Origin of the sequence: Streptomyces sp. PCS3-D2, from assembly GCF_000612545.2 — a bacterium.
Classification (GTDB): Bacteria; Actinomycetota; Actinomycetes; order Streptomycetales; family Streptomycetaceae; genus Streptomyces.
Window position 1 is genome coordinate 1,937,699 of sequence record NZ_CP097800.1, and the last position, 23,627, is coordinate 1,961,325.

The following is a 23,627-nucleotide window of genomic DNA, read 5'->3' on the forward strand; positions in this document are numbered from 1 at the left end:
TTCCTCTTCCTAGGCGTACGGGCTGTCCGCGCCCGCGGCGGCCGGCCGTGGGGCCCGCGCCGGGCAGCAGCCCACCGCGCACAGGTCGTGGCTCTGTCCCAGCGTGCCCACCCAGCACTCCCCGGCGGCCTCGCCCCGCTCCTTGGCGGCCCGCTCCAGCACGAGTTCGCGGACGGCCCCGGCGAAACGCGGGTCGGCGCCCACGGTCGCGGAGCGCGCGACGGGCAGGCCCAGCTCGGCGGCCTTGGCCGTGGCCTCGGTGTCCAGGTCGTACAGGACTTCCATGTGGTCGGAGACGAAGCCGATGGGGACCATGACGACGGCGGGGGCGCCCTCGGCGCGGAGGGCCTCCAGGTGGTCGCAGATGTCCGGCTCCAGCCACGGGATGTGCGGGGCACCGCTGCGGGACTGGTAGACCAGCCGCCAGGGGCGGGCGACACCGGTGCGCACCGCGACCGCGTCGGCGACGACCCGGGCGACGTCGAGGTGCTGCCGGACGTACGCGCCGCCCTCACCGCCCTCGGTGTGGTCCTCGACGGGGCCGGAGGTGTCGGCTGCGGCGGTCGGGATGGAGTGCGTGGTGAAGGCGAGGTGCGCCCCGGCGCGCACCTCCTCGGGCAGGGCGTCGAGCGAGGCCAGCACCCCGTCGATCATGGGCTCCACGAAGCCGGGGTGGTTGAAGTAGTGCCGCAGCTTGTCGACCCGCGGCGGCTCCACGCCGTCCCGCTCCAGCGCGGCCAGGGCGTCGGCCAGGTTCTCGCGGTACTGGCGGCAGCCCGAGTACGAGGCGTACGCGCTGGTGGCGAGCACGGCGATGCGTCGGCGCCCGTCGGCGGCCATCTGGCGCATCACGTCGTCCAGGTACGGGGCCCAGTTGCGGTTGCCCCAGTAGACGGGCAGGTCGAGCCCGTGTTCGGTGAAGTCCTTGCGCAGCGCGTCGAGCAGCTCGCGGTTCTGCCCGTTGATCGGGCTGACCCCGCCGAAGCCGAAGTAGTGCTGCCCGACCTCCTTGAGCCGCTCGCGCGGGATGCCGCGGCCGCGCGTGACGTTCTCCAGGAACGGCACGACGTCGTCGGGTCCTTCGGGCCCGCCGAAGGAGAGCAGCAGGAGTGCGTCGTACGGGGCGGCGGAGCCGGCGCCGGGGGTACGGAACTGGTCTGACATGCCTCGAATCCTGCCACCCGGCCCGCTCCCGGGAGAACTGCCCTGTCCGCGAGGCGGACTCCGACACAGGTAAGGTGAGCCTAAGTTCCGGTTCCCGGAAATTCTCCCGTGCGGCGCCCGGTCGACCGCCGTAATCTGTACGGGCTGATCTCGTCCCTTACGGAGGGCCCTTGCCCAGTCCCTACCGCGCGATATTCGCGGCCCCCGGCACCAAGGGATTCAGCGCCGCCGGCCTGATCGGCCGCCTGCCGATATCCATGGTCGGTGTCGGAATCCTGACCATGATCTCCGAGATCACCGGACGCTACGCGATGGCCAGCGCCCTCACCGGGACGCTCGCGCTCGCCGCGGCCGTGATCGGCCCTCAGGTGTCCCGCCTGGTGGACCAGCACGGACAGCGGGCGGTCCTGCGGCCCGCCACCCTGATCTGCGTGGGCGCGGTCGCCCTCCTGCTGGTGGCCGCCGCGAACGGCTGGCCCGACTGGACCCTCTTCGTCTGCGCGGCTGTTGCCGGCTGCGTGCCCAGTGTCGGCTCGATGGTCCGGGCCCGGTGGACCACCATCTACCGCGACTCCCCGCGCGATCTGCACACCGCCTACTCCTTCGAGTCCGTCGTCGACGAGGTGTGCTTCATCTTCGGCCCGATCCTCGCCATCGGGCTGTCCACCACCTGGTTCCCCGAGGCCGGTCCACTGATCGCCGCCGTGTGCCTGCTGGTCGGCGTCTGGCTGCTCACGGCGCAGCGGTCCACCGAGCCCGCGCCGCACCCGCGCGAGGTGGACGGGAACCGCACCTCGGCCCTGCGCTCCCCCGGTCTGCAGGTCCTGGCGGCCACGTTCGTGGCGACCGGCGCAATCTTCGGTTCCATCGACGTCTCCACGCTGGCCTTCGCCGAGGAGCAGGGCCACAAGTCCGCCGCCAGCTTCATCCTGGCCATCTGGGCGGCCGGATCCTGCCTCGCGGGCATTGCCTTCGGTCTGATCCACTTCAAGGGCAGGGCCGAACCCCGCTGGGTACTGGGCATCTGTGCGATGGCCGTGAGTATGATCCCCCTCCTACTGGCCGGGAACCTTCCGTTTCTGGCCGTGGCGCTCTTCGTCTCGGGCCTCGCCATCGCTCCCACGATGATCACCACGATGGCCCTGATCGAGGCGCACGTACCACACGCGAAGCTGACCGAGGGCATGACCTGGATCAGCACCGGCCTCGCGGTCGGTATCGCGCTCGGGTCCTCCGTGACCGGCTGGGTCGTCGACGCGGCCGGCGCGCGGACCGGGTACGTCGTCTCCCTCTCGGCGGGGGCGGCCGCGGCGGCGGTTGCGTTCGCGGGATACCGCCGGCTGACGAGGCCGGCGCAAGGGGAGGAGCCAGCAACCGATGGGGACGGCGACAGCACGGAACGGCAGCACGGCGACCGCGTGGCGTAACTGGGCGGGCAACATCACCGCCACACCCGCCCGCGTGGTGACCCCGGCATCGGTCGGGGAGCTCCAGGAGGCGGTCCGCCGGGCCGCCGAGGACGGACTGCGGGTGAAGGCGGTCGGCACCGGCCACTCCTTCACCGCGGCCGCCGCGACCGACGGGGTCCTCGTCCGGCCGCAGGCCCTGGCCGGGATCCGGTCGGTCGACCGCGCCGCGGGGACCGTCACGGTCGCGGCGGGCACGGCCCTCAAGGACCTGAACCGGGCCCTCGCCGCCGAGGGCCTCTCGCTCACCAACATGGGCGACATCATGGAGCAGACGGTCTCCGGCGCCACCAGCACCGGAACCCACGGCACCGGCCGCGACTCGGCCTCCATCGCCGCCCAGATCCGCGCCCTGGAACTGGTCACCGCCGACGGCCGGCTGCTGACCTGTTCCGAGAAGGAGAATCCCGAGGTCTTCGCGGCGGCCCGGGTGGGCATCGGCGCGCTCGGCATCGTCACCGCGATCACCTTCGCGGTGGAGCCGCTCTTCTTCCTGACCGCCCGTGAGGAGCCCATGGGCTTCGACCGGGTGACCGCCGAGTTCGAGGAGCACTTCGCGGAGAACGAGCACTTCGAGTTCTACTGGTTCCCGCACACCGGCAACTGCAACACCAAGCGCAACAACCGCAGCCAGGGCCCCGCCTCCCCGCCCGGACCGGTGAGTGGCTGGGTGGAGGACGAGCTGCTCTCCAACGGCCTCTTCCAGGCCGTCAACACGCTGGGCCGCGCGGTCCCGGCGACCATCCCCTCCATCGCCCGCGTGGCCAGCCGCGCCCTGTCGGCGCGCACCTACACGGACATCCCGTACAAGGTGTTCACCAGCCCGCGCCGGGTGCGGTTCGTGGAGATGGAGTACGCCCTCCCGCGCGAGGCCGTGGTCGGAGCGCTGCGGGAGCTCCGGGCGATGGTGGACCGCTCGCGGCTGCGGATCAGCTTTCCGGTGGAGGTGCGGACGGCTCCGGCAGACGACATCACACTGTCGACGGCCTCCGGCCGCGACACGGCCTACATCGCGGTGCACATGTACAGGGGCACCCCGTACCAGGCCTACTTCACCGCGGCCGAGCGCATCTTCACCGCGCACGGTGGACGCCCGCACTGGGGCAAGGTGCACACCCGGGACGCGGACCACCTCTCGCGGATCTACCCGCGCTTCGGGGAGTTCACCGCACTGCGGGACCGCCTCGACCCGGACCGGGTCTTCGGCAACGACTACCTGCGGCGGGTCCTCGGGAGCTGAGGCGGGTCAGGAGGCGCTCGGTGACGGCGGCGTGCTGCCCTCGGCGCCCGGGGTCGGCACCGGGTCCGGTGCCGACGGCGTCGGGGTGGGCGCCGGTCCGTGCGTCGGCACCGACGGGCCGGGCGCCGGCTCGCCGGAGCGCGACGGCCCGGGGTCCACGCTCGGGCTGCGGCTCCCGCCCGGACGGGAGGGGTTCGGGGAGCCGCCCGGGCCGGGGGTGTCGGCGCCGCTCCCCCGCTCGTCCTCCCCACCGGCCGGACCGCGTCGGGACGGGGCGGGGCGCTCCTCGCCGGCCTTGCGGGTTCCGCCGGAGAAGAGGGTGCCGCCGTCGCTGCTGACGGAGGTGCCTGCCATCGCCTCGTAGGTGCCGAGGCCGCCGATGGCGACGGCGAAGGCCGCGCCGGAGGCCACCGCGGTGCGCTTCCATCCGCGCATCCGGGTGCCGTGCACGGTGGGCCGCCCGAACTCCTCCGCCGCCCCGGCGTCCGCCGCCCCGGGGTCCGCCGCCCCCTCCTGCCCGCGGGGCGGCGGTACCTGACGGGTCTTCGGCCGGGTGCTGCCGCGCAGCTGGTCGCCGGTACGCCGGAAGAGGTGCTGGATGACGGGTCCGCCGGCGGTGGCGACGACGCTGACCACCCCGGCGCCGAGGATGGTTCCGTAGACGCCCATCGTGGACGCGAGCAGGGCGGCCGCGACGGTGGCGAGGGAGGATCCGGCGACCTGGGCCACGCTCAGGTCGAGTTTCCTTCCCGCCGGTTCGGTCCCGGCGCCACCCGTCGTCTTCTGACCCATCGCCATCCCCTGTGTGCCCGACCTCTCGTGTCTTCTGCTCTTTCAGCAGTTACTGACAGCTGAGCGAAGGGGATAGTTCCGTTTCGGGTGATTCTGTGAAGCAGGACACCCGCGCCCGGATGACGACCGCTGGTGGGAACCGACAGCGGGCAGCCGAACACGCGCCGCCCGGGGAAAGTTCGGCGGCGCGGCGGTCTCCCCAGGTGGCCCGAATGGAGTACTGTGGCGAGCCCTGGGTCTGTCCTTCCTTTCGGTTGTCCGGATCCGGGAGAGGGGGCCGGCTGACGGAAAGCGGCACTCGAAGACCGGTGATGTCGCGACATTGCACGGGCCCTGCTGCGCACGGTAACCATGTGGTCACTGTGCGTGCCCAACAGGTAACCGTGCCATAACGGCGATCAAGGGCGCATGCCCGACACGCCGGTTTAACTCGGCAAGGTTGTGGCAGGCTGCACCCGGGCAGGCCACACTCGACTAGCGGAAGCAGCGACGCACGTGACGTCGGCAGGCACCACCCGGGAGGTCCCCATGCCCGAACTGCGTGTCGTGGCCGTCTCCAATGACGGCACACGACTGGTGCTCAAGGCTGCGGACAGCACGGAGTACACGCTTCCGATCGATGAGCGGCTTCGAGCTGCCGTACGCAACGACCGCGCACGCCTGAACCAGATCGAGATCGAGGTCGAGAGCCACCTCCGCCCCCGTGACATCCAGGCCCGGATACGAGCCGGTGCCACCGCGGAGGAGGTCGCCCAGCTCGCCGGCATCCCCGTCGACCGCGTGCGCCGCTTCGAGGGCCCGGTGCTCGCCGAACGCGCCTTCATGGCCGAGCGCGCCCGCAAGACCCCGGTGCGCCGCCCCGGCGAGAACACCGGGCCGCAGCTCGGCGAAGCCGTGCAGGAGCGCCTGACCCTGCGTGGGGCCGAGAAGGACTCCGTCCAGTGGGACTCCTGGCGCCGCGACGACGGCACCTGGGAAGTCCTCCTGGTCTACCGGGTCGTCGGCGAGCCGCATTCGGCGAGCTGGACCTACGACCCGCCGCGCCGGCTGGTCGTGGCCGTGGACGACGAGGCCCGCTCGCTCATCGGCGAGTCGGAGGACCTGCCGGCCGCGCCGGAGCCGAGCTTCCCGTTCGTCCCGAGGATCGCGCGCCTGCCGCGCGACCGGCCGCTGGATCGCACCCTGGACCGGCAGCTGGAGCGGGTCGAGCCCCGGCCGACGCCCGTCCCGGAGCCGGAGGAGGAGCGGGACACGCTGACCAGCCTGCTGGAGGCGGTACCGAGCTTCCGCGGCGACATGGTCGTGCCGGAACGCCCCGATCCGACGGACACGGAAGCCGAGGCAGAGGAGCCGCCGGCCCCGGCCGCCTCGGCGGGCGCGGGCGCCGCGTACGCCGACGTCCTGATGCCCCGTACGGTGGCGGGCCACCGCGACCGACTGACGGGCACCACCGACCGGCAGGCCGAGGCCGACGGGGTCCGGCCCGGGCGCCGTGCGGCGGTGCCGAGCTGGGACGAGATCGTCTTCGGCACCCGGCGCAAGAAGCAGGAGTAGCCCCCCCGGGGCCGGGTGGCACCCGGCCCCGGCCCGGCTAGCTGGGGTCCGGACCCGTGGCGACCGGGCGGGCCGGGTCCGTGCACCAGTGCGACCAGCTGCCCGCATAGAGGTCGGACTCGATGCCGGCCACCTCCAGGGCGAGCACTTCATGGGCTCCGGAGACCCCCGATCCGCAGTACACGCCCACCGCGGTCCCTTCGGAGGCCCCGAGCGCCTCGAACCGGGCCCGCAGCGCGTCCGCCGGCAGGAAGCGGCCGTCGGGACCCACGTTCTCGGTGGTCGGGGCCGACAGCGCGCCGGGGATGTGCCCGCCCACCGGGTCGATCGGCTCGACCTCGCCGCGGTACCTCTCCCCCGCACGGGCGTCCAGGAGCACGCCTTCGCGCGCCCGCTCCGCCGCCGCGTCGGCGTCGAGCAGCCCGAGCAATCCGGGGGTTGGCTTGAAATCGCCCTCGTCCGGAATCACCCGTTCGGCGGTGAGCCCGCCTCCCGCCGCCGTCCACGCGGCCAGGCCCCCGTCCAGGACTCGCACGTTCGGGTGACCCGTCCAGCGCAAAAGCCACCACGCGCGGGCCGCCGCCCAGCCCTGCCCGCCGTCGTACACGACCACAGGCACGTCCGCGCAGACCCCGGCCCTGCGCATCGCCGCGCCGAAGGCCTCCGCGTCCGGGAGCGGGTGGCGCCCTCCCGCCCCGGCCGGACCTGCCAGTTCACGGTCGAGGTCGACGTACGCGGCGCCCGGCAGGTGCCCGGCCTCGTACGCGGGCCGCTGGTCGGGGCCGCCGAGCTGCCAGCGGACGTCCAGCAGGACCGGCGGCCGGGCACCCGCCAGCTCGTTCCTCAGTTCGGCAACGGAAAGGATCGCAGTCTTCGCACTCATGGCGGCCATCTTCCTCCCCGCCCGGCACCGGCGTCACAGGACCGTCATCAGCGGGGCACCCGGTTCCGGTCAACTCCGTTCCGGACCACCGGAATGCGGCGCGGTCGGGGAGCGCCGGGTCCGCCGGAGTGGAACCATCAGCACCGGTGACGGCACGACGGAGGAGACGGCAGACATGACCGAGGCAGCGGAAGCGACCCGGCGCACCCCCGGCACCCCGTGCTGGGTGAGTCTCATGGTGCACGGCCTCGGGAGCACCGAGGACTTCTACGCCGACCTGTTCGGATGGGAGTACGTGCCCGGGCCCGAGCAGCTCGGGCCGTACGTCCGTGCCGTGCTGGACGGACACGAAGTGGCCGGGATCGGCGAGATGCCGCCGGACGGCCATCTTCCGACGGCGTGGACCACGTACCTGGCCACGGACGACGCGGACGCCAGCGCCGAATCCGTCCGGGCCTGCGGCGGCACGGTCGCGGTGGGGCCGCTGGACGCCGGCATCGCGGGGCGGGTGGCCATCTGCTCGGACCCGCTGGGGGCGGTCTTCGGGCTGTGGCAGGCGCAGGACCACCTGGGCGCCCGGCCGCACGGCGGGCCGGGTACCCCCGTCTGGCACGAGCTGATCACCCAGGACACCTCGACGGTCGGCAAGTTCTACGAGCACGTCTTCGGCCACGAGGCGCAGACCCACGTCACCGCCTCGGACGACTTCGACCACCTCACCCTGAACCTGGCGGGCCGGCCCGTCGCCGCCGTGCACGGCGTGGGCCGTTCGCTGCCGCACGACCGGGGGCCGCACTGGCTGGCCTATTTCGAGGTGGCGGACACCGACGCGGCCGCGAGCCGGGTCGAGGAGCTCGGCGGGCGCGTCGTCGAGCCGCCCCGGGAGGGCATGCGCGGGCGGCAGGCCACGGTCACGGACCCGGAGGGGGCGGTCTTCGCCCTCGTACGCTCGCGGCCCTGAGCGCCGCCGCTGCGGGAGTCAGCCGGCGGGCCGTGCCGGCGGCCGCCCGAAGTGCCGTGCGGTGGGCACCAGTGCAGCCGCCGCGGGGACCAGGAAGCAGGCCGCGGCGCAGACGCCGAGGACCGGGGTCGCCCCGAAGACCTCGATGGCCGGGGCGATGAGCGCCAGGCCCACCGGGGCCAGGCCGTAGGACACGAGGAAGTCCAGCGAGGAGACCCGGGCGAGCTTGTCCGGGGCGACTTCGCGCTGGGTGGCGGTGAACCAGGGCACGTTGAACAGCTCGATGCCGATCCCGGCGACCGCGTAGGCGCCGACGACCACGCCCGGGTGGACCGGGAGCACCAGGCTCAGCGGCGCGAAGCCGTAGGCGGCCAGGCCCGCGAAGGCGGCCCAGCCCTGGGAGCGCGGCCGGAAGCGGGCGGTGACCAGGGCCCCGCCGAGCGCGCCGACCGTGTAGGCGGTCATGGCGGCGGCCAGCACCCACTCGGTGCCGTAGCGGTCACGGCTGATCAGGGGCAGGGCGACGCTGGTGGCGGAGTAGCCGAGCGCGATCACGGCGACCAGGCCTGCGAGTCCCGCGAGGAACCAGGGGTGGCGGCGGGCCTCGCGTATGCCGTCGACGAACTCGGCGCGCAGCGAGGCGCGCTGCGGCCGGTCCGCGTCCGGGGCGCCGGACGCGGACCCCCGGCCCGGCAGGAGCGCGGCGACCAGCCAGAGCAGGCCGATGCCGAGCAGCAGGGTCGCGACATCGGTGAAGGCCGCGAGCAGCGCGGTCAGGGCCGGCCCGGCCAGTGTGGAGGCGCGCACGGCCAGGGTCGTCGCGGCGTTGGCCTGCTGCCTGCGGCCGGCGTCGACGACCTCGGCCGTGAGTGCCTGGAAGGCGGGGCGGCAGGCTCCCTGCCCGGCGCCGGCCAGGGCTGCGGCCGCGGTCATCAGCAGCAGGGAGCGCCCCAGTCCGGCGGCGAGGAGGGGCGCGGCGGCCGCGGCGGCCAGGGCCGACCACAGGACGACGGCCCGCCGGGAGTGGCGGTCGGCCAGCACCCCGCCGACGGCCACGGCGGCGAGGAAGCCGGCGGTGCGCGCCGCGAGGACGAGGCCGAGGCCGGCCGCGCCCAGTTCGCGCTCCAGGACCGCGAGGCCCAGTACGAAGGGCAGGGCCCAGGTCGCGAGCCCGGAGGCGGTGGTGCCAGCCCACAGGCGCAGGAAGGCGACGTCGCGCAGGACGGAACGCGTCTGCTGTGGACGGCTCCTGGGCTCCGTGGGGGCAGGTGTGGTCGCCACGATGTGGTGCTCCTCATCCATTAATGAAAACGATAACCATTACAGTACTCTGTGGACGCGGCACTCCCGCCCGGTGCACGCCCCTGCCCCCATCCACGCCGCCTGACGGAGGACCCATGCGCCATCGCACCCGAACCGGCCTCGCCCTGACCCTCGTTCTCGCATCCGCGGCCGCCGCCGGCTGCTCGGCCGGCGGCGGCACGGACCGCAGGGCGGAGGGCACGCCCTCCGCCCCTACCACCGTCACCAGTTGCGGCGGACGGCTGTCCTTCGACGGCCCCCCGAAGCGCACCGTCGCCCTGGACCAGTCCTCCACCGAGACCCTGCTGGAACTGGGCCTCCACGACCGGATGGCCGGAACCGCCAATCTCAAGACGAAGATCCCCGCGCAGTACCGGGACGCGTACGCGAAGGTCCCGGTCATCGCCCCCAAGATCGCGACGGGTGAGCAACTGCGTGCCGCCACACCGGATTTCGTCGTGGCCGGCTCCACCGACCTCTATACGAAGGACCGGGCGGGCACCCGGGAGGAGCTGGCGGCGCTGAAGGTCCCCGCCTTCGTCAGCGCCGTGGACTGCCCCCAGCACAACGAGCCCGGGAAGTCCCCCTTCGAACTGCTCTTCTCCGACTACGAGGCGCTGGGCCGGATCTTCGGCGCCGAGGAACGGGCCGCCGCCCTCGCCCGGGAACAGCGGGCCGCCGTCGCCGAGGCCGGCCGGAGCGCGGCCGGGGCCGGGGCCGGGGCCGGGAAGCAACCCACCGTCGTCTACCTCTACTCGGTCTTCAACGGCATGCCGTACGTCGCCGGGCGGACCGGACTGCCCAGCGAGATGAGCCGGATCGTCGGCGCGAAGAACGCCTTCGACGACGTGGAGGAGGACTGGCCTGAGGTGTCCTGGGAGGAAGTCGCCAGGCGCGACCCGGACTTCATCGTGATCGGCGACCTGTCCGAACGCGGCCGGCCCGGTGACAGCGCCGCGGAGAAGCGCAGGGCGATGGCGGAGGACCCGGTGGTGTCCCGGCTGGCGGCGGTGCGCGGCAACCGGATCGTCGAGGTGCCCGGCATCGAGCTGGACCCCTCCGTGCGCTCCGTGCACACGCTGGGCCTGCTGGCGGGCGCGATGAAGGACCTCGGATATGCCCGCTGACGTGGCCGGCCGGGCCGGACCGGCGGGACCGGCTGTGGCGAAGGGCCTGTCGACGGGCGCGTGCGCCGACCTGCTGCACCCCTCGGCCCGCACGCCGGGGGCGGCCGTCACCGCGCCGGCCCCGGCGCCCGCGGCGTCCCCCCGCGGACCCGCGCGGGCCGGACCGCTCCTCGCCTCGGCCCTCGTCCTGGCCGTCTCGGTGGCGGCCGCCACCCGTGTCGGCACCGCCGAGGTGGGGTGGACCGACCTGGCCCGGGTGCTCGGGTCGCGGCTCGGGCTGGACGTCGAGGCGCTGCCGCCGCTGCTGGACTCGCTCGTGTGGGACCTGCGGCTGCCGCGGGTCCTGATGGCGGCCCTGGTCGGTGCCTCGCTGGCGGTCTGCGGCACGGTGCTCCAGGCGGTCACGCGCAACGCGCTCGCCGACCCGTACCTGCTCGGGGTCTCCTCGGGTGCCGGAGCAGGCGCGGTCGCCGTGGTCGTCCTCGGTGCGGGCGCGGGCACCCTCGGGATCACCGGCGGCGCGCTCGCCGGGGCGCTGCTCGCCTTCGCGGGCCTGCTGCTCCTGCTGCGCCGCACCGGGCTGGACTCGGTCCGCATCGTGCTGACCGGCGTGGTCGTCGGCCAGCTCTTCACCGCGCTGACCTCGCTCGCCCTGATGGCCTCGGCCGACGCCGACACCACCCGCGCCGTCACCCACTGGCTGCTGGGCTCGCTGGCCCCGGCCCGCTGGGACGCCGTGCTGGTCTGCGCGATCGTCACGCCCCTGGGGCTGGCCGCAGCCTGGCTGTGCGCGAACGCCCTCGACGGGCTCGCCTTCGGCGCGGACACCGCCGCCTCCCTGGGGATCGGCGTACGGCGCACCCGGATGCTGCTGCTCGTGGTGACGGCCGCGCTCACCTCGGTCGCGGTGGCCACCGTCGGCGCCATCGGTTTCGTGGGGCTGATCGTGCCGCACGGGGTGCGTTTCCTGGCCGGACCGCTGCACCGGGCGCTGCTGCCGCATGCGGCGCTCGCGGGCGCGGTGTTCCTGGTGTGGACCGACGCCCTGGCGCGGGTGGCCTTCGCCCCCCGGGAGGTGCCCGTCGGTGTGATCACCGCGCTCATCGGCGTCCCGCTGTTCCTGCTCGTCCTGCGCCGGAGGGGGGAGCTGTGAGGATCAGCGCCGAGGGGCTGAGCTGGTCGGTGTCGGGCACTCCCGTCGTCCGCGGGATCGGACTGGACATCGCACCAGGGGAGACCGTGGGGCTGCTCGGCGCCAACGGCTCGGGCAAGTCCTCGCTGCTGCGCTGCCTGGCCGGGCTGCGGGTGCCGGACGCGGGCACGGTCCGCTACGACGGCGTGCCCGTGGGGGACCTCGGCCCCCGGGCGATCGCCCGCCGGGTCGCCTTCGTCGCCCAGGACTCCGGCCTCGACACCGACCTGCGCGTCGCCGACGTCGTCGGGCTGGGCCGGACCCCCTTCCGCGACCGCTGGCGCGGCCCGGACGCGCACGACCGGGCCGTGGTCGCCGCCGCGCTCGACCGCGTCGGACTCGGCGCGCTCGCCGGGCGCCCCTGGCGGAACCTGTCCGGCGGCGAGCGTCAACGGGCCCACATCGCCCGCGCCTTCGCCCAGCAGCCCTATGCACTGCTCCTCGACGAACCCACCAACCACCTCGACGTGAAACATCAGTTGGAACTGATGGAGCTGCTCGCCGCCACCGACCAGACGGTCCTCGTCGCCCTGCACGACCTGACTCTGGCCGCCCGCCACTGCGACCGGCTGCTGCTCGTACACGACGGCGCGCTGGTCGCCTCCGGCGCCCCCGACACCGTCCTGACCTCCGAGAACCTCGCCCGGGTCTTCGAGGTGGACGCCGAACTCCGCACCGACGCCCTGGGCAGGCCGTCGGTCACCTACCGCGGTCCCCTCCGGGGCACCGCTCCCGCCTCCCCGTCCGCTCTCCGACAAGGAACCCGATGACGACACCGACGCGACCCCAGCCCCAGCCCCGGCCCGAGCCCCGCCCCCTGAGGACCCCCGCTCCCGGGCCCGCAGCCGCACCGGCGGCCTCCGTCGACGCCCTGATCGAGGCCGTGCTGGCCGGCGAACACGGCCCGCAGCCCGGCGGACTGGTGGCGACCAGCGTGTTCTGGATCCACCACGGAACCCGGCTGGCCGGCGGCGACACCACCTACCTCAATCAGTACGTCCTGGTCCGCCTCGGCGGCTCCTTCGGCGGCTGCGCCTTCGAGGCCGGCGAAATCGACCCGGCGGTCTGCCACGACGCCTCCGGCGCTCCGCTCGACGTCCTGCTGCGCGAGGCGCCGCACCCGCTGCGGATCGCCGCGCTCGACGCCTACCTGGCCGGGCGGCGCCCGCACCGCGACTCCGGCGCGGAGGCGGTCACCCTGCCCGCCGGCACCCCCGAGGTGCGCGCGCTGGCCCGCGACGCGGCGATCGCCGGGCTGCTGGACATCGACCGCGGCGCCGCGGTCGGCCTCATCGGCGTGGTGAACCCGCTGATCGCGGCGATCCGCGAGCGCGGCGGCGAACCGCTGCCCTGCGACTTCAACCTCAGGACCACCCAGTGGGGCGACCCGGTCACCAGCGACATGCACGAGGTCCTGGAGCGCGCCGACGCCGTCGTCGCCACCGGCATGACCCTGAGCAACGGCTCCTTCGACGTCATCCTGGACCGCTGCCGCACCCGTGGAATCCCGCTCGTCGTCTACGCCCAGAGCGGCAGCGCCGTGGCCCGTGCCTTCCTCGGTGCCGGGGTGACCGCCCTGTCCGCCGAGCCGTTCCCCTTCTCCCAGTTCAGCGCCGACCCGACCACGCTGTACCGCTACCGGACGGCGGCCCCGGCGTGATCCCGGCGACCCGCCGCGACTCCCCCGCCGCCGACCGCCACGGAGCCGGGCACGCGCCCTGCCACCACGGCGAGATCCTCCAGGGCGTCTTCCTCGACGCCGCCGGGCGCCGCTGCGCCGGCCTGGTCACCCTGCCCATGGGCGGCCCGGGGAGCCGGGCCGCGTTCACCCGGCGGCCCGGCACCCCGCCGGAGCGGCTGGGCGTGCGGCCCGGCGACCGTACGAAGGCCGCGCGCGCGGCGGCCCTGGCCGTCGAGGAGTGCTCCCGGCGGTGCGGCGAGCCGCCCTGTGGCGGGGAGCTGCGGCTCTCCGGAGACATCCCGGTGGGGCTGGGCATGGGCAGTTCCACCAGCGACGTCATCGCGGCGGTCCGCGCGGTGGCGGACTCCTACGGGATGCGGCTGCCGGCCGCCGCCGTCGCCCGGCTCGCGGTCCGCGCCGAGCTGGCCTGCGACCCCCTGATGCTCGACACCCGCCCGGTGCTGTTCGCCCAGCGCGAGGGGCGGGTGCTGGAGGTGCTCGGTCACCGCCTGCCGCCCCTCGTGGTCGTGGGCTGCGCGCTCGGCGGGGGCGCGCCCGTGGACACCCTCTCGCTCCCGGCCCGGGCGCTCGACGACCACGACGTACGCGCCTTCGAGCGGCTGCGGGTGCTGCTGCGGCGGGCCGTGGCCACCGGCGACGCCGCCCTGCTCGGCCGGGTGGCGACGGCGAGCGCCCGGCGCGGGCAACGGCTCCTGCGCCACCCGGAGTTCGACGCACTCGTCGGCATCGCCGGGCGGCTGGAGGCCGTAGGGGTCCAGATCGCGCACAGCGGCGCGGTCGCCGGGCTGCTGCTGGATGCGGCCGCCCCGGGGCTGCGCCACCGGATCCGCGGCTGCGTGCGGGCCCTGGAGAGCGAAGGCATCCCCGTCACCCGCACGTTCACGACCTTCCCGGCCCCTCCCGGCTGCTCCGCCCCGCCAGGCCGGGCGGACCGGGCGGACCGGCCAGACCTTCCGAACGTCCCGACGACCAAGGAGTCCCCGAGTGGACCAGCACATCGCGGAGGCCATCGGCCGACCGGACCTGATACGCCTCGACGACCGGCTCGTCTGCCTGCGCTTTGAGACCATGAAGGTGGTCTCCGCCCTCGCCGCGGTCCGCCACCTCCTCGACACGGGAGCGGTGCGGCCCGGCGACACCCTGCTGGACAGCTCCAGCGGGATCTACGCGTACGCCCTCGCGCTGGCCTGCCACCGGCACGGCATGCGCTGCCACATCGTCGGCTCGACGACGGTCGACCGCACCCTGCGCACCCAACTCGCCGTCCTCGGCGCGACCCTGGAGCAGATGGAGCCCTGCAGCGACCTGAAACTGGACCAGAAACGGCGCGTCGAGCGCGTACACGAGATCCTCGCCGAACACCCCAGCCACCACTGGATGCGGCAGTACCACGACGACGTCCACTACCTGGGCTACCGGGCCGTGGCCGACCTGATCCGCCGGTCGGCGCGCGGTGCGGAACTCACCGTCGTCGGCGGGGTCGGCTCGGGGGCCTCGACCGGAGCCCTCGCCCACTACCTGCGCGAGGAGGCGCCCGGTACCGAGCTGGTCGGCGTACAGCCCTTCGGCAGCGTCACCTTCGGTGCGGAGCACGTCGCCGACCCTGAGATCATCATCGCGGGCATCGGCAGCTCCATCCCCTTCGGCAACGTCCGCCATGCGTCCTACGACGCGCTCCACTGGATCTCGTTCGACGCCGCCCTCGCCGGCGGCGTCGACCTGCTGCGCCGGCACGCGGTGTTCGCCGGGCTGTCCAGCGGGGCCGGCTACCTCGCCGCCCGCTGGGAGCGCGACCGCTCGCCCGGTCGCACGGTCCTCTTCGTCGCCGCCGACACCGGTCACCGCTACGTGGACACCGTGTACGCGCGGCACCGCGAGGCCGTCCCCATCGGCTCGCTGGCTCCCCGCCAGGTCACCCGCCGGGAGGAACTGGCCCTGCCCTGGTCCCGGATGGACTGGAACCGGGCGGACGCCCCCGCGTAGGGATGCGGCGGGCTGCGGACCCGCTTCCCGGGGCGTGCGGTCCGGAGCCGATGGTGGTGCGCCGGCCCCGGTCTTCCCGCTCCATCCAGGCCGGGTGGAGCGGGAAGACCGGGGCCCGCACACGGCGTCCGTACGCCGTCCACGGAGCCTGGCGGCGACAGTCCGAAGGTGCGAAGGCGCTCCGAGGGTGCTGCAATGAGCTGGAGTGCTGCCCCTGCACCGTGCGGCGGGGAATGCGCCGCACGGAAACAGGCGGCGGCCCACGGCCGGTCACCCCCCACCGGACAGCACGTGAGGAGCCGTGATGAGCGACGACATCGAAACGATGGGGCCCGTCGACTACCTGATCGTCGAGTTCCCCGGCAACAGGATGACCGGTGAGGGCTTCCCCCTGCTCGTCGATCTGGTGGAACGCAACATCATCCGCATCCTCGACCTGGTCTTCGTCCGCAAGGATGCTGACGGTTCGGTCGTCGCACTGGAACTGAAGGACGCCGGCGGCGGTGAGATGGACCTCTCCGTCTTCGAGGGCGCGGCCTCCGGCCTGCTGGGCCAGGACGACATCGACGAGGCCGGTGCCGCTCTGGAAGCGGGCAGCTCGGCCGGCATCCTGGTGTACGAGAACGTCTGGGCGGCGCCGTTCGCCCGCGCCCTGCGGCGCGGCGGCGCGCAGTTGGTGGCCGGCGGCAGGATTCCCGTCCAGGCGCTGCTGGCCTCGCTCGACGCCATGGAGGCGTGAGCGCGGACCGCGGGCCGCGGGCGGCAGCAGTCCCGACTCCCCGTCCCGCGGCACATGACGACCTGCGGACCGGACGCGCGTTGCGGCCGTCCGCCCTTCGGCAACCTGGGAGATGACGCCCCATGCCCGGACTTCTTCGTGGAGTCGCCCGCACCGCCGTCGTGGCCGGGACGGCCACCGCGGTCTCCAACCGCGTATCGCGGCGGCAGGCGGGCCGCTGGTCCCAGCAGGAGTACGAACAGCAGCAGGCCGCGGCGCCGCCGCCCCCGCCGCAACCGGCCCAGGCCGCTCCTCCCCCTCCGCCGCCCCCCGGCGACGACATGAGCAGCAAGCTCGACCAACTGCAGAAGCTGGGCGAGTTGAAGGCCCAGGGGCTGCTGACCGAGGAGGAGTTCGCCCAGCAGAAGGCCAGGCTCCTCGCCGGCTGACCGGCCGCTCGGTGGCGGGGGACGGGAAGGGATGACCCATGACGGCACCGCGCACCCCGGCGCCCGCCGAGCCGCCCCCGGAGGGCGACCGGCTGCGGGACATGCTGCGCACGCCGGGCTACCTCAAGCTCCTCGTCCTGTGTGCGCTCATCGGCATCCCGGTCTCCCTGGCGGCGTTCTGGTTCCTGGTCGCCCTGCACGAGCTGGAGCACCTGGTGTGGGCCGATCTTCCGGAGGCGCTCGGCTGGAGCGGCCCACCCTGGTGGTGGCCGGTGCCGCTGCTGCTGCTGGCCGGCGTCCTGGTCGGGCTGGTGGTGACCCGCATGCCCGGCGCCGGCGGCCACATCCCCGCCTCGGGGCTGCACGCGGGAGGGGCCACCTCGGCCGCGCTGCCCGGCGTCATCCTGGCGGCGGTGCTCAGCCTGCCGCTGGGTGCGGCCCTCGGCCCGGAGGCCCCGCTGATCGCACTCGGCGGCGGGCTCGCGCTGCTGTTCCGGGACTTGGCCCAGGCGCCCACGACCCCGCAGAGCACGGCGATCCTGGGCGCGGCGGGGGCGGCCGCGGCCATCTCCGCGATCTTCGGCAACCCGCTGATCGGCGCCGTGCTGCTGATGGAGGTGGCCGGGGTGGGCGGACCGCAACTCTTCGCGATCATGCTGCCGGCGCTGCTGTCCAGCGGGGTCGGCGAGCTCGTGTTCACCGGCTTCGGCCGCTGGACGGGCCTGGCGACGGGCAGCCTGAAGCTGGACCTGGACGGCCCCTTCCCCCGCCTCGACGCCCCCGACGTGCTGTGGTCACTGCTGCTGGCGGTCGTCCTGGGCGTCTTCATGCACCTGGTGCTGGCCGGCGGCCGGTTCGCCTCCGTGTACGTGGCCAGGCGGCCCGTGGCCCACACGGCCGTCTGCGCCGTGGCCGCCGGTGCCGCCGCAGCGCTCTACGCGCTGGTCACCGGCAACTCCCCGGTGGACGTCGCCTCGTCGGGCCAGGCCGTCATGGCCGACATGGCCGCCGATCCGCAGGCCTGGGGCATCGGGGCGCTGATCGCGGTCCTGCTGTGCAAGGGCGCGGCGTACGCGCTCTGCCTGGGCAGCCTGCGCGGCGGGCCGGTCTTCCCCGCCCTGTTCCTGGGAGCGGCCGCGGGTCTGCTGTTCGCGCCACTGCCGGGGCTGGGCGTCATTCCGGGCCTCGCGGCCGGCATGGCCGCCGCCACCACGTGCGCGCTGCGGATCCCGGTCAGCAGCGTGGTGCTCGTCGTGCTCCTGCTCGGCAGCGGCGCGATGATCCCCGTGATCATCCTCGCGTCCGTGGTCGCCTTCGTGGTCACCGAACTGCTGCCGCCCGGGCCCGAGGTGGCGCCAGTGGGCCTGCCGGTCGCGACCCGCGGGGCCGGAGCGAAGTGAGGAAGGAGCACGTCATGGCAGATCACGTGAGCGGAGTCCGGCCGAAGGCCGCTGCGCCGGCCGCCGGCAGGGCCGGCTTGGGCGCCCTGGACGGCTGGCTGTACTTCGCCGGGTTCCTGATGGTCTTCGGCGGCCTGGCGACGTTGTCCTCGGGCATCTCCGCGATCGCCGGGGACGAGGTCTTCCTCTCCACCCCGGACTACGCCTACGCGTTCGGCCTCACGGGCTGGGGCTGGGTCCAGCTCGTCCTGGGCGTCGTCCTCTTCTGCGCCGGAATCGCCGTGCTCCGGGGCGCCCTGTGGGCCCGAGTCGTCGGCATCGTGTTCGCGGGTCTCAGCATGGTCTCCGGCTTCATGTGGCTTCCGTACGCGCCGTTGCGGACCCTGGTACTCCTGGCCGTCGACGGCCTGATCGTCTGGGCGCTGTGCACGGCCCCCCGTCCGACGAAGGACTGAGCCGCGGTGCCGGCGGAAGCCGCGCGGCCGACTCCCCTGGTGCTCGTGGTCGGCGTGTCCGGGTCGGGCAAGACCACGGTGGCCCGGCTACTCGCCGACCGACTCGGCTGGCCCCACCGGGACGCAGACGAGTTCCACTCCCCGGCCAACCGGGCCAAGATGGCCGCCGGACACCCCCTTGACGACGCCGACCGGGCTCCCTGGCTGGCGGCCATCGGCGCCTGGATGGACCAGGAGGCCGGGGCGCACCGCCCCGCCGTCGTCACCTGCTCGGCGCTCAAGCGCTCCTACCGGGACCGGCTGCTGCGCGGGCGGCCCGGGGCGCGCCTGGTGTACCTGCACGGCACGCCGGAGCTCGTACAGGCCCGGCTGGGCGCCCGGCACGGCCACTTCTTCCCGCCGGCCCTGCTGGACAGCCAGTTCGCCGACCTCCAGGAACCGGGACCCGACGAGCACCCCGTGATCGTGGAGGTCGACCAGCCGCCGCGGGCCGTGGCGGCGGCCGCGCTCTCGTTGCTGGGCCTCTCCGCCCCTTCCCCGCCGTCCGAGGAGGCTCCCATGTCCGCACAGACGCCCCGGTCCGCAGGCCCGACGGGTGAGCAGTGGGAGCTGCGTCACGGCGGGCAACGCGCCTTCGTCGTCGAACTCGGCGGCGCCCTGCGCCACTACGAGGCCGACGGCGTGGCCCTGTTGGACGGGTTCGCCGCCGATGAGCCCGTCACCTCGGGGCGCGGCCAGATCCTCGTACCCTGGCCCAACCGGGTCGGCGGCGGACGCTATCACTTCGACGGAGCGGACCTGCAGCTCCCCCTGAGCGAGCCGGAGCGGCACAACGCGATCCACGGGCTGCTGCGCTGGACCCCGTGGCGGCTGCTCGCCCACTCCGGGAACGCCGTGCGGGTGGGCACCACCCTTCACCCACAGCCCGGATACCCCTTCCTGCTGGAGGTGTTCGCCGAGTACCGGCTCGACGACGACGGCCTGGAGGTGGTGGTCCGCGCCGTCAACACGGGCGTGGCGCGGGCCCCGTACGGCGTGGGGCAGCACCCGTACCTGACGGTCGGCACCGGTCTCGTCGACACGGCACTGCTGACCGTGCCCGCCCGCCACCGGCTGACCGCCGACGACGAGGGCCTACCGACCGGCGAGGTGCCCGTCGCGGGCACGGAGTACGACTTCCGCTCCGCCCGGCCCATCGGTGCGGGAGCGCTGGACACCGCCTTCACCGGGCTCGCACGCGAAGCGGACGGGCGGGCCGTGGTCCGGCTGGCGCACCCGGCGGGCCACCGCGGTACCGACCTGTGGCTCGGCGAGGGCACCCGGTACGTGCAGGTCTACACGGGCGACACGCTGGCCGAGCCCGGGCGGCGCCGTCGCGGTGTCGCCGTGGAGGCGATGTCCTGTCCGGCGGACGCCTTCCGCACCGGCAGCGGGCTGACCGTCCTGGAACCGGGGGCCGGCCATACGCTGCGCTGGGGTCTGCGCCCCTGGACGGCCACCGGCTGAGGCGGCGATCCGATGACCCGGCACCCCGCACCGCCCGTCCCCCGGCTCATGAGCGCCGAGGACTTCCGCATGCTGTACGAGCGGCTGCGCGGGACGGCCCGGCCCGGCCCGGACGGCGTGCGGCGCGGGGCGCTGCGCCATCTGACACCCGCCCGTGTGGCCGCGGCCGCGGCCGGGGTCCGGCTCGGCCGTACGGTGTCCCTGGCGGCGCCGATCGAGACCCGGCCGGGCCCGGACGACCCGGAGCCGGCCCAGCACCGGATGACGGGGCCCGCACCCGGCGAGGCCGGGGCCCCGGGACTGCACTTCGCCCTCGACCGGTTCGCCATGAACGTCCACGGGGACGCCGACAGCCACCTCGACGCGCTGAACCACGTGCTGTTCGACGGCGAGTTGCACGGCGGGGTCCCGGCCGGGGACCCGGCCGCCCCGGAGGTCCGGTCACTCTCCGTGGACCTGGTCCGCGAGGGCATCGTCGGGCGGGGTGTGCTGCTGGACGTTCCGCGCCTGCGGGACGTGCCCTGGCTGGAGCCGGGGGAGCACGTGACGGCGGACGACCTGACGGCCGCGGAGGCCGCCCAGGGGGTCCGCGTCGGCCCCGGGGACCTGCTGCTGGTACGGGTGGGGCACCGGCGCCGCCGCAGGGAGCTCGGGCCGTGGGAGGCGGCCGTGGCGCGCGCCGGCCTGCACCCCTCCGCCATGCCGTTCCTGGCCGAACGGGAGGTCGCCGTCCTGGGCGGCGACGGCAACAACGACACCGCGCCCAGCGCGGTGGCGGACGTCGCCTTCCCCGTGCACGTCCTGGCGGTGCAGGCGATGGGAGTGCACCTCATGGACTACCTGCAGCTGGAAGAACTGGCGGGGGCCTGCGCGCGGGCCGGCCGGTGGAGCTTCCTGTGCGTGGTCGCGCCGCTGCGGCTGCCGGGCGCCACCGGCTCTCCGGTGAACCCGATCGCCGTGCTGTGACGGCGCTCCGCCCCGGGGCGGGCCCGGCCCGGTCGCCGACCGGCTCGCGGGCGGCTAGCTTCGAATGGGTGGGAATGCTGGGTCTCCGCTCCGCGGAGTGGCAGGCTCCGGTCCGACGGACGGGGCCACGAGCCCAAGGACGGTGGTCGACGTGGGCGACTCTCCCCACTACGACGTGATCATCATCGGCACCGGCGCCGGGGGCGGCACCCTCGCCCACCGGCTGGCCCCCTCCGGCAAGCGCGTGCTCCTCCTCGAACGCGGCGGCTACCTGCCGCGGGAGCGGGACAACTGGGATTCCAGCGCCGTGTTCGTCAAGGGCAAGTACCGGGCTCCGGAGTTCTGGTTCGACCAGCACGGCAACGCGTTCCCGCCGGAGGTCAACTACTACGTCGGCGGGAACACCAAGTTCTACGGAGCCGCCCTCTTCCGGCTGCGGCCCGAGGACTTCGGCGAGATCCGGCACCACGGCGGCATCTCCCCCGCCTGGCCGCTGCGGTACGAGGACCTGGAGCCGTACTACACGCAGGCCGAGCACCTCTACCGGGTGCACGGGCGGCACGGGGAGGACCCGGGCGAGGGGCCGGTGAGCGCGCAGTACGCCCACCCTCCGGTCGCACACGAGCCACGCATCCAGCAGTTGAGCGACGACCTGGAGCGGAAGGGACTGCACCCCTTCCACCTGCCCATCGGGGTCGACCTCGTCCAGGACGCCGACGGGCGGGCCGCCCCCTCCAGCGCGTGCATCCGCTGCGATCGGGTGGACGGCTTCCCCTGCCTGGTGCGCGGCAAGTCCGACGCCCAGGTGGTCTGCGTGGAACCCGCCCTGGAACATCCCAACGTGGAGCTGATCACCGATGCCCGCGTGGTCCGGCTGGAGACCGACGCGTCGGGGCGCAGTGTCACCGCCGCCGTCGCCAGGCTCGCGGACGGCTCCGAGACCCGGTTCCGCGCGGACGTCGTGGTCGTCTCCTGCGGGGCGGTCAACTCCGCCGCCCTGCTGCTGGCCTCGGCCGGCGACCGTCATCCCCGGGGGCTGGCCAACAGCTCCGGCGTGGTCGGCCGGCACTACATGCGGCACAACAACCTGGCCCTGATGGCGGTGTCGAGGGAGCCCAACCCCACGCAATTCCAGAAGACCCTGGCGCTGCACGACTGGTACCTGGGAGCGGACGACTGGGACTTCCCGCTCGGCGGCATCCAGATGCTCGGCAAGTCGGACGCCGCGCAGATTCACGGGGAGGCGCCGCGCTGGGCCGGGGCGGTCACGCCGGACATGCCCTTCGAGGTGCTGGCGCACCACGCGGTCGACTTCTGGCTGTGCGGCGAGGACCTTCCGATGCCCGACAACCGCGTCACCCTGGACGGTGCCGGCGCCATCCACCTCGCGCTCGACGAGAAGAACAACACGGAGGGCCTGAACCGGCTCCGGCACAAGCTCCAGGGCATGCTCGGACACCTGGGCATGCACGAGCACCACCTGCTGCCGCACAGCATCTACCTGCACAAGGGAATGCCGATCGGGGCGACCGCGCACCAGGCGGGAACCGTCCGCTTCGGCACGGACCCGGCCTCCTCGGCCCTGGACGTCAACTGCAAGGCCCACGACCTCGACAACCTCTACGTGGTCGACACGAGCTTCTTCCCGAGCATCGGCGCGGTCAACCCGTCCCTGACCGCCATCGCCAACGCCCTGCGGGTCGGCGACCACCTCCTGGCCCGGCTGAACTGACCCCGGCCTCCGGGTCTGCGCCGACCGGAGGAAGATCCTCGGCCGAACGGCGCAACCGGCGCCCGCCCGGCAGGTCCCCCGCCACGGCCGGTGATTACGTGGGCGGTCGGTCCGGCCCGCTGCGGTCGGGGCGTGCCGGGGCCCGCTCGTCGAGGAGGCAGCACAACGTGGATTCCACCGTGGGCGCACCGCAGGGTGTGATTCCGGCTCATCTGCTGAAGGGTCAGAAGGCGCTGGTCACCGGCGCCAACTCCGGTATCGGGAAGGCGACCGCCATCGGACTCGGCAGGGCCGGCGCCGACGTGGTGGTCAACTACGTGGCCGACCGGGAGTCCGCCGAGGCGGTCGTCCGGGAGATCGCCTCGTTCGGGGTGCGCGCGGCGGCGTACGAGGCGGACGTGTCCCAGGAGGACCAGGTCGTGGCCATGATGGACCGGATGGTCCGGGAGTTCGGCACGATCGACATCCTGGTCGCCAACGCCGGCCTGCAGCGGGACGCCCCGTTCACCGAGATGACCCTCGCCCAGTGGCAGAAGGTCCTGGACGTCAACCTGACGGGGCAGTTCCTGTGCGCCCGGGAGGCGACGCGGGAGTTCCTGCGGCGCGGCGTCGTCCCCGAGGTGTCCCGGGCGGCCGGGAAGATCATCTGTATGAGCTCGGTCCACCAGGTCATCCCGTGGGCGGGCCACGTCAACTACGCCTCCTCCAAGGGCGGCGTGCAGATGATGATGGAGACCCTGGCCCAGGAGCTCGCACCGCAGAAGATCCGGGTGAACGCGGTCGCCCCCGGGGCCATCAAGACGCCGATCAACCGCGGCGCCTGGGAGACCGAGCAGGCCCGTGAGGACCTGCTGAAGCTGATCCCCTACGACCGGATCGGCGATCCGGACGACATCGCCCACGCGGTCGTCGCCCTCGCCTCCGACCTCATGGACTACGTGGTGGGGACCACCCTCTACGTCGACGGCGGGATGACCCTCTTCCCCGGGTTCGCCACGGGCGGCTGACTCCCCTCCCCGGCTCCCAGCGAAGGCA

22 protein-coding genes are annotated in these 23,627 nt (G+C 74.1%); 18 read left to right on the forward strand and 4 right to left on the reverse strand.

The window, feature by feature from the left end; genetic code table 11:
- Positions 1–9: 9 nt before the first annotated feature.
- The gene (locus tag AW27_RS07790) at positions 10–1,164 is read right to left on the reverse strand and encodes a ferrochelatase (RefSeq protein ID WP_037929644.1); all 1,155 of its coding nucleotides are present in this window, start codon (positions 1,162–1,164) and stop codon (positions 10–12) included.
- Between the two features lie 170 nt (positions 1,165–1,334).
- Here AW27_RS07790 and AW27_RS07795 point away from each other — a divergent pair, with 170 nt between their 5' ends.
- Positions 1,335–2,591 (forward strand): MFS transporter, encoded by a 1,257-nt coding sequence (locus tag AW27_RS07795; RefSeq protein ID WP_037929647.1) that lies wholly within the window; start codon positions 1,335–1,337, stop codon positions 2,589–2,591.
- Positions 2,542–3,870 (forward strand): D-arabinono-1,4-lactone oxidase, encoded by a 1,329-nt coding sequence (locus AW27_RS07800; RefSeq protein ID WP_037929649.1) that lies wholly within the window; start codon positions 2,542–2,544, stop codon positions 3,868–3,870. The genes AW27_RS07795 and AW27_RS07800 overlap by 50 nt, the downstream gene beginning before the upstream one ends.
- A 6-nt stretch (positions 3,871–3,876) precedes the next feature.
- On the opposite strand, the gene AW27_RS07805 is transcribed toward AW27_RS07800, so the two are convergent.
- Positions 3,877–4,662 (reverse strand): hypothetical protein, encoded by a 786-nt coding sequence (locus AW27_RS07805; protein WP_037929956.1) that lies wholly within the window; start codon positions 4,660–4,662, stop codon positions 3,877–3,879.
- A gap of 528 nt (positions 4,663–5,190) precedes the next feature.
- Here AW27_RS07805 and sepH point away from each other — a divergent pair.
- The gene (sepH, locus tag AW27_RS07810; RefSeq protein ID WP_037929652.1) at positions 5,191–6,216 is read left to right on the forward strand and encodes a septation protein SepH; all 1,026 of its coding nucleotides are present in this window, start codon (positions 5,191–5,193) and stop codon (positions 6,214–6,216) included.
- Positions 6,217–6,253: 37 nt separating this feature from the next.
- Here the strand turns inward: sepH and AW27_RS07815 are convergent, their stop codons facing one another.
- On the reverse strand, positions 6,254–7,099 hold the full coding sequence (locus tag AW27_RS07815; protein WP_037929959.1) for a sulfurtransferase: 846 nt from the start codon (positions 7,097–7,099) through the stop codon (positions 6,254–6,256).
- 175 nt (positions 7,100–7,274) lie between these two features.
- Between AW27_RS07815 and AW27_RS07820 the strand changes: the two genes are divergently transcribed.
- Positions 7,275–8,060, forward strand: coding sequence for a VOC family protein (locus tag AW27_RS07820; protein ID WP_037929655.1), 786 nt, complete (start codon positions 7,275–7,277; stop codon positions 8,058–8,060).
- A gap of 18 nt (positions 8,061–8,078) precedes the next feature.
- On the opposite strand, the gene AW27_RS07825 is transcribed toward AW27_RS07820, so the two are convergent.
- Complete coding sequence (locus AW27_RS07825) at positions 8,079–9,341, reverse strand: MFS transporter (RefSeq protein ID WP_037929962.1); 1,263 nt, start codon at positions 9,339–9,341, stop codon at positions 8,079–8,081.
- Between the two features lie 116 nt (positions 9,342–9,457).
- On the opposite strand from AW27_RS07825, the gene AW27_RS07830 reads away from it, so the two are divergent.
- The 14 genes from AW27_RS07830 to AW27_RS07900 all read left to right on the forward strand — a co-directional run bounded on the left by AW27_RS07830 (position 9,458) and on the right by AW27_RS07900 (position 23,599).
- Positions 9,458–10,489, forward strand: coding sequence for an ABC transporter substrate-binding protein (locus AW27_RS07830; protein ID WP_037929658.1), 1,032 nt, complete (start codon positions 9,458–9,460; stop codon positions 10,487–10,489).
- Positions 10,479–11,642 carry a FecCD family ABC transporter permease gene (locus tag AW27_RS07835; protein ID WP_078557127.1) on the forward strand — a complete coding sequence of 388 codons (1,164 nt, stop codon included), beginning with the start codon at positions 10,479–10,481 and terminating at the stop codon, positions 11,640–11,642. The genes AW27_RS07830 and AW27_RS07835 overlap by 11 nt, the downstream gene beginning before the upstream one ends.
- Positions 11,639–12,451, forward strand: coding sequence for an ABC transporter ATP-binding protein (locus AW27_RS07840; RefSeq protein WP_037929661.1), 813 nt, complete (start codon positions 11,639–11,641; stop codon positions 12,449–12,451). The genes AW27_RS07835 and AW27_RS07840 overlap by 4 nt, the downstream gene beginning before the upstream one ends.
- Positions 12,448–13,341, forward strand: coding sequence for a Rossmann-like domain-containing protein (locus tag AW27_RS07845; RefSeq protein WP_078557130.1), 894 nt, complete (start codon positions 12,448–12,450; stop codon positions 13,339–13,341). The genes AW27_RS07840 and AW27_RS07845 overlap by 4 nt, the downstream gene beginning before the upstream one ends.
- Positions 13,338–14,447: a GHMP family kinase ATP-binding protein gene (locus AW27_RS07850; RefSeq protein ID WP_037929971.1), complete on the forward strand. Its 1,110-nt coding sequence runs from the start codon at positions 13,338–13,340 to the stop codon at positions 14,445–14,447. Before AW27_RS07845 ends, AW27_RS07850 begins: the two co-directional genes overlap by 4 nt.
- Entirely contained in the window at positions 14,368–15,366 is a 999-nt protein-coding gene (locus tag AW27_RS07855) for a pyridoxal-phosphate dependent enzyme (protein WP_037929664.1), read from the forward strand. The genes AW27_RS07850 and AW27_RS07855 overlap by 80 nt, the downstream gene beginning before the upstream one ends.
- A gap of 304 nt (positions 15,367–15,670) precedes the next feature.
- Positions 15,671–16,105 (forward strand): DUF6325 family protein, encoded by a 435-nt coding sequence (locus tag AW27_RS07860; protein WP_172671424.1) that lies wholly within the window; start codon positions 15,671–15,673, stop codon positions 16,103–16,105.
- Positions 16,106–16,227: 122 nt separating this feature from the next.
- Positions 16,228–16,533 carry an SHOCT domain-containing protein gene (locus tag AW27_RS07865; protein WP_037929667.1) on the forward strand — a complete coding sequence of 102 codons (306 nt, stop codon included), beginning with the start codon at positions 16,228–16,230 and terminating at the stop codon, positions 16,531–16,533.
- 38 nt (positions 16,534–16,571) lie between these two features.
- A complete protein-coding gene (locus tag AW27_RS07870) occupies positions 16,572–17,933 on the forward strand; it encodes a chloride channel protein (RefSeq protein ID WP_037929671.1) in 1,362 nt (453 codons plus the stop codon).
- Between the two features lie 14 nt (positions 17,934–17,947).
- On the forward strand, positions 17,948–18,388 hold the full coding sequence (locus AW27_RS07875) for a DUF7144 family membrane protein (RefSeq protein ID WP_052031335.1): 441 nt from the start codon (positions 17,948–17,950) through the stop codon (positions 18,386–18,388).
- 6 nt (positions 18,389–18,394) lie between these two features.
- Complete coding sequence (locus AW27_RS34385) at positions 18,395–19,894, forward strand: gluconokinase, GntK/IdnK-type (protein ID WP_078557132.1); 1,500 nt, start codon at positions 18,395–18,397, stop codon at positions 19,892–19,894.
- 48 nt (positions 19,895–19,942) lie between these two features.
- Complete coding sequence (locus tag AW27_RS07890) at positions 19,943–20,860, forward strand: cyclase family protein (RefSeq protein WP_037929983.1); 918 nt, start codon at positions 19,943–19,945, stop codon at positions 20,858–20,860.
- Between the two features lie 151 nt (positions 20,861–21,011).
- Complete coding sequence (locus AW27_RS07895; RefSeq protein WP_037929984.1) at positions 21,012–22,592, forward strand: GMC oxidoreductase; 1,581 nt, start codon at positions 21,012–21,014, stop codon at positions 22,590–22,592.
- Positions 22,593–22,804: 212 nt separating this feature from the next.
- The gene (locus AW27_RS07900) at positions 22,805–23,599 is read left to right on the forward strand and encodes an SDR family oxidoreductase (RefSeq protein ID WP_106967708.1); all 795 of its coding nucleotides are present in this window, start codon (positions 22,805–22,807) and stop codon (positions 23,597–23,599) included.
- Positions 23,600–23,627 lie beyond the last annotated feature (28 nt).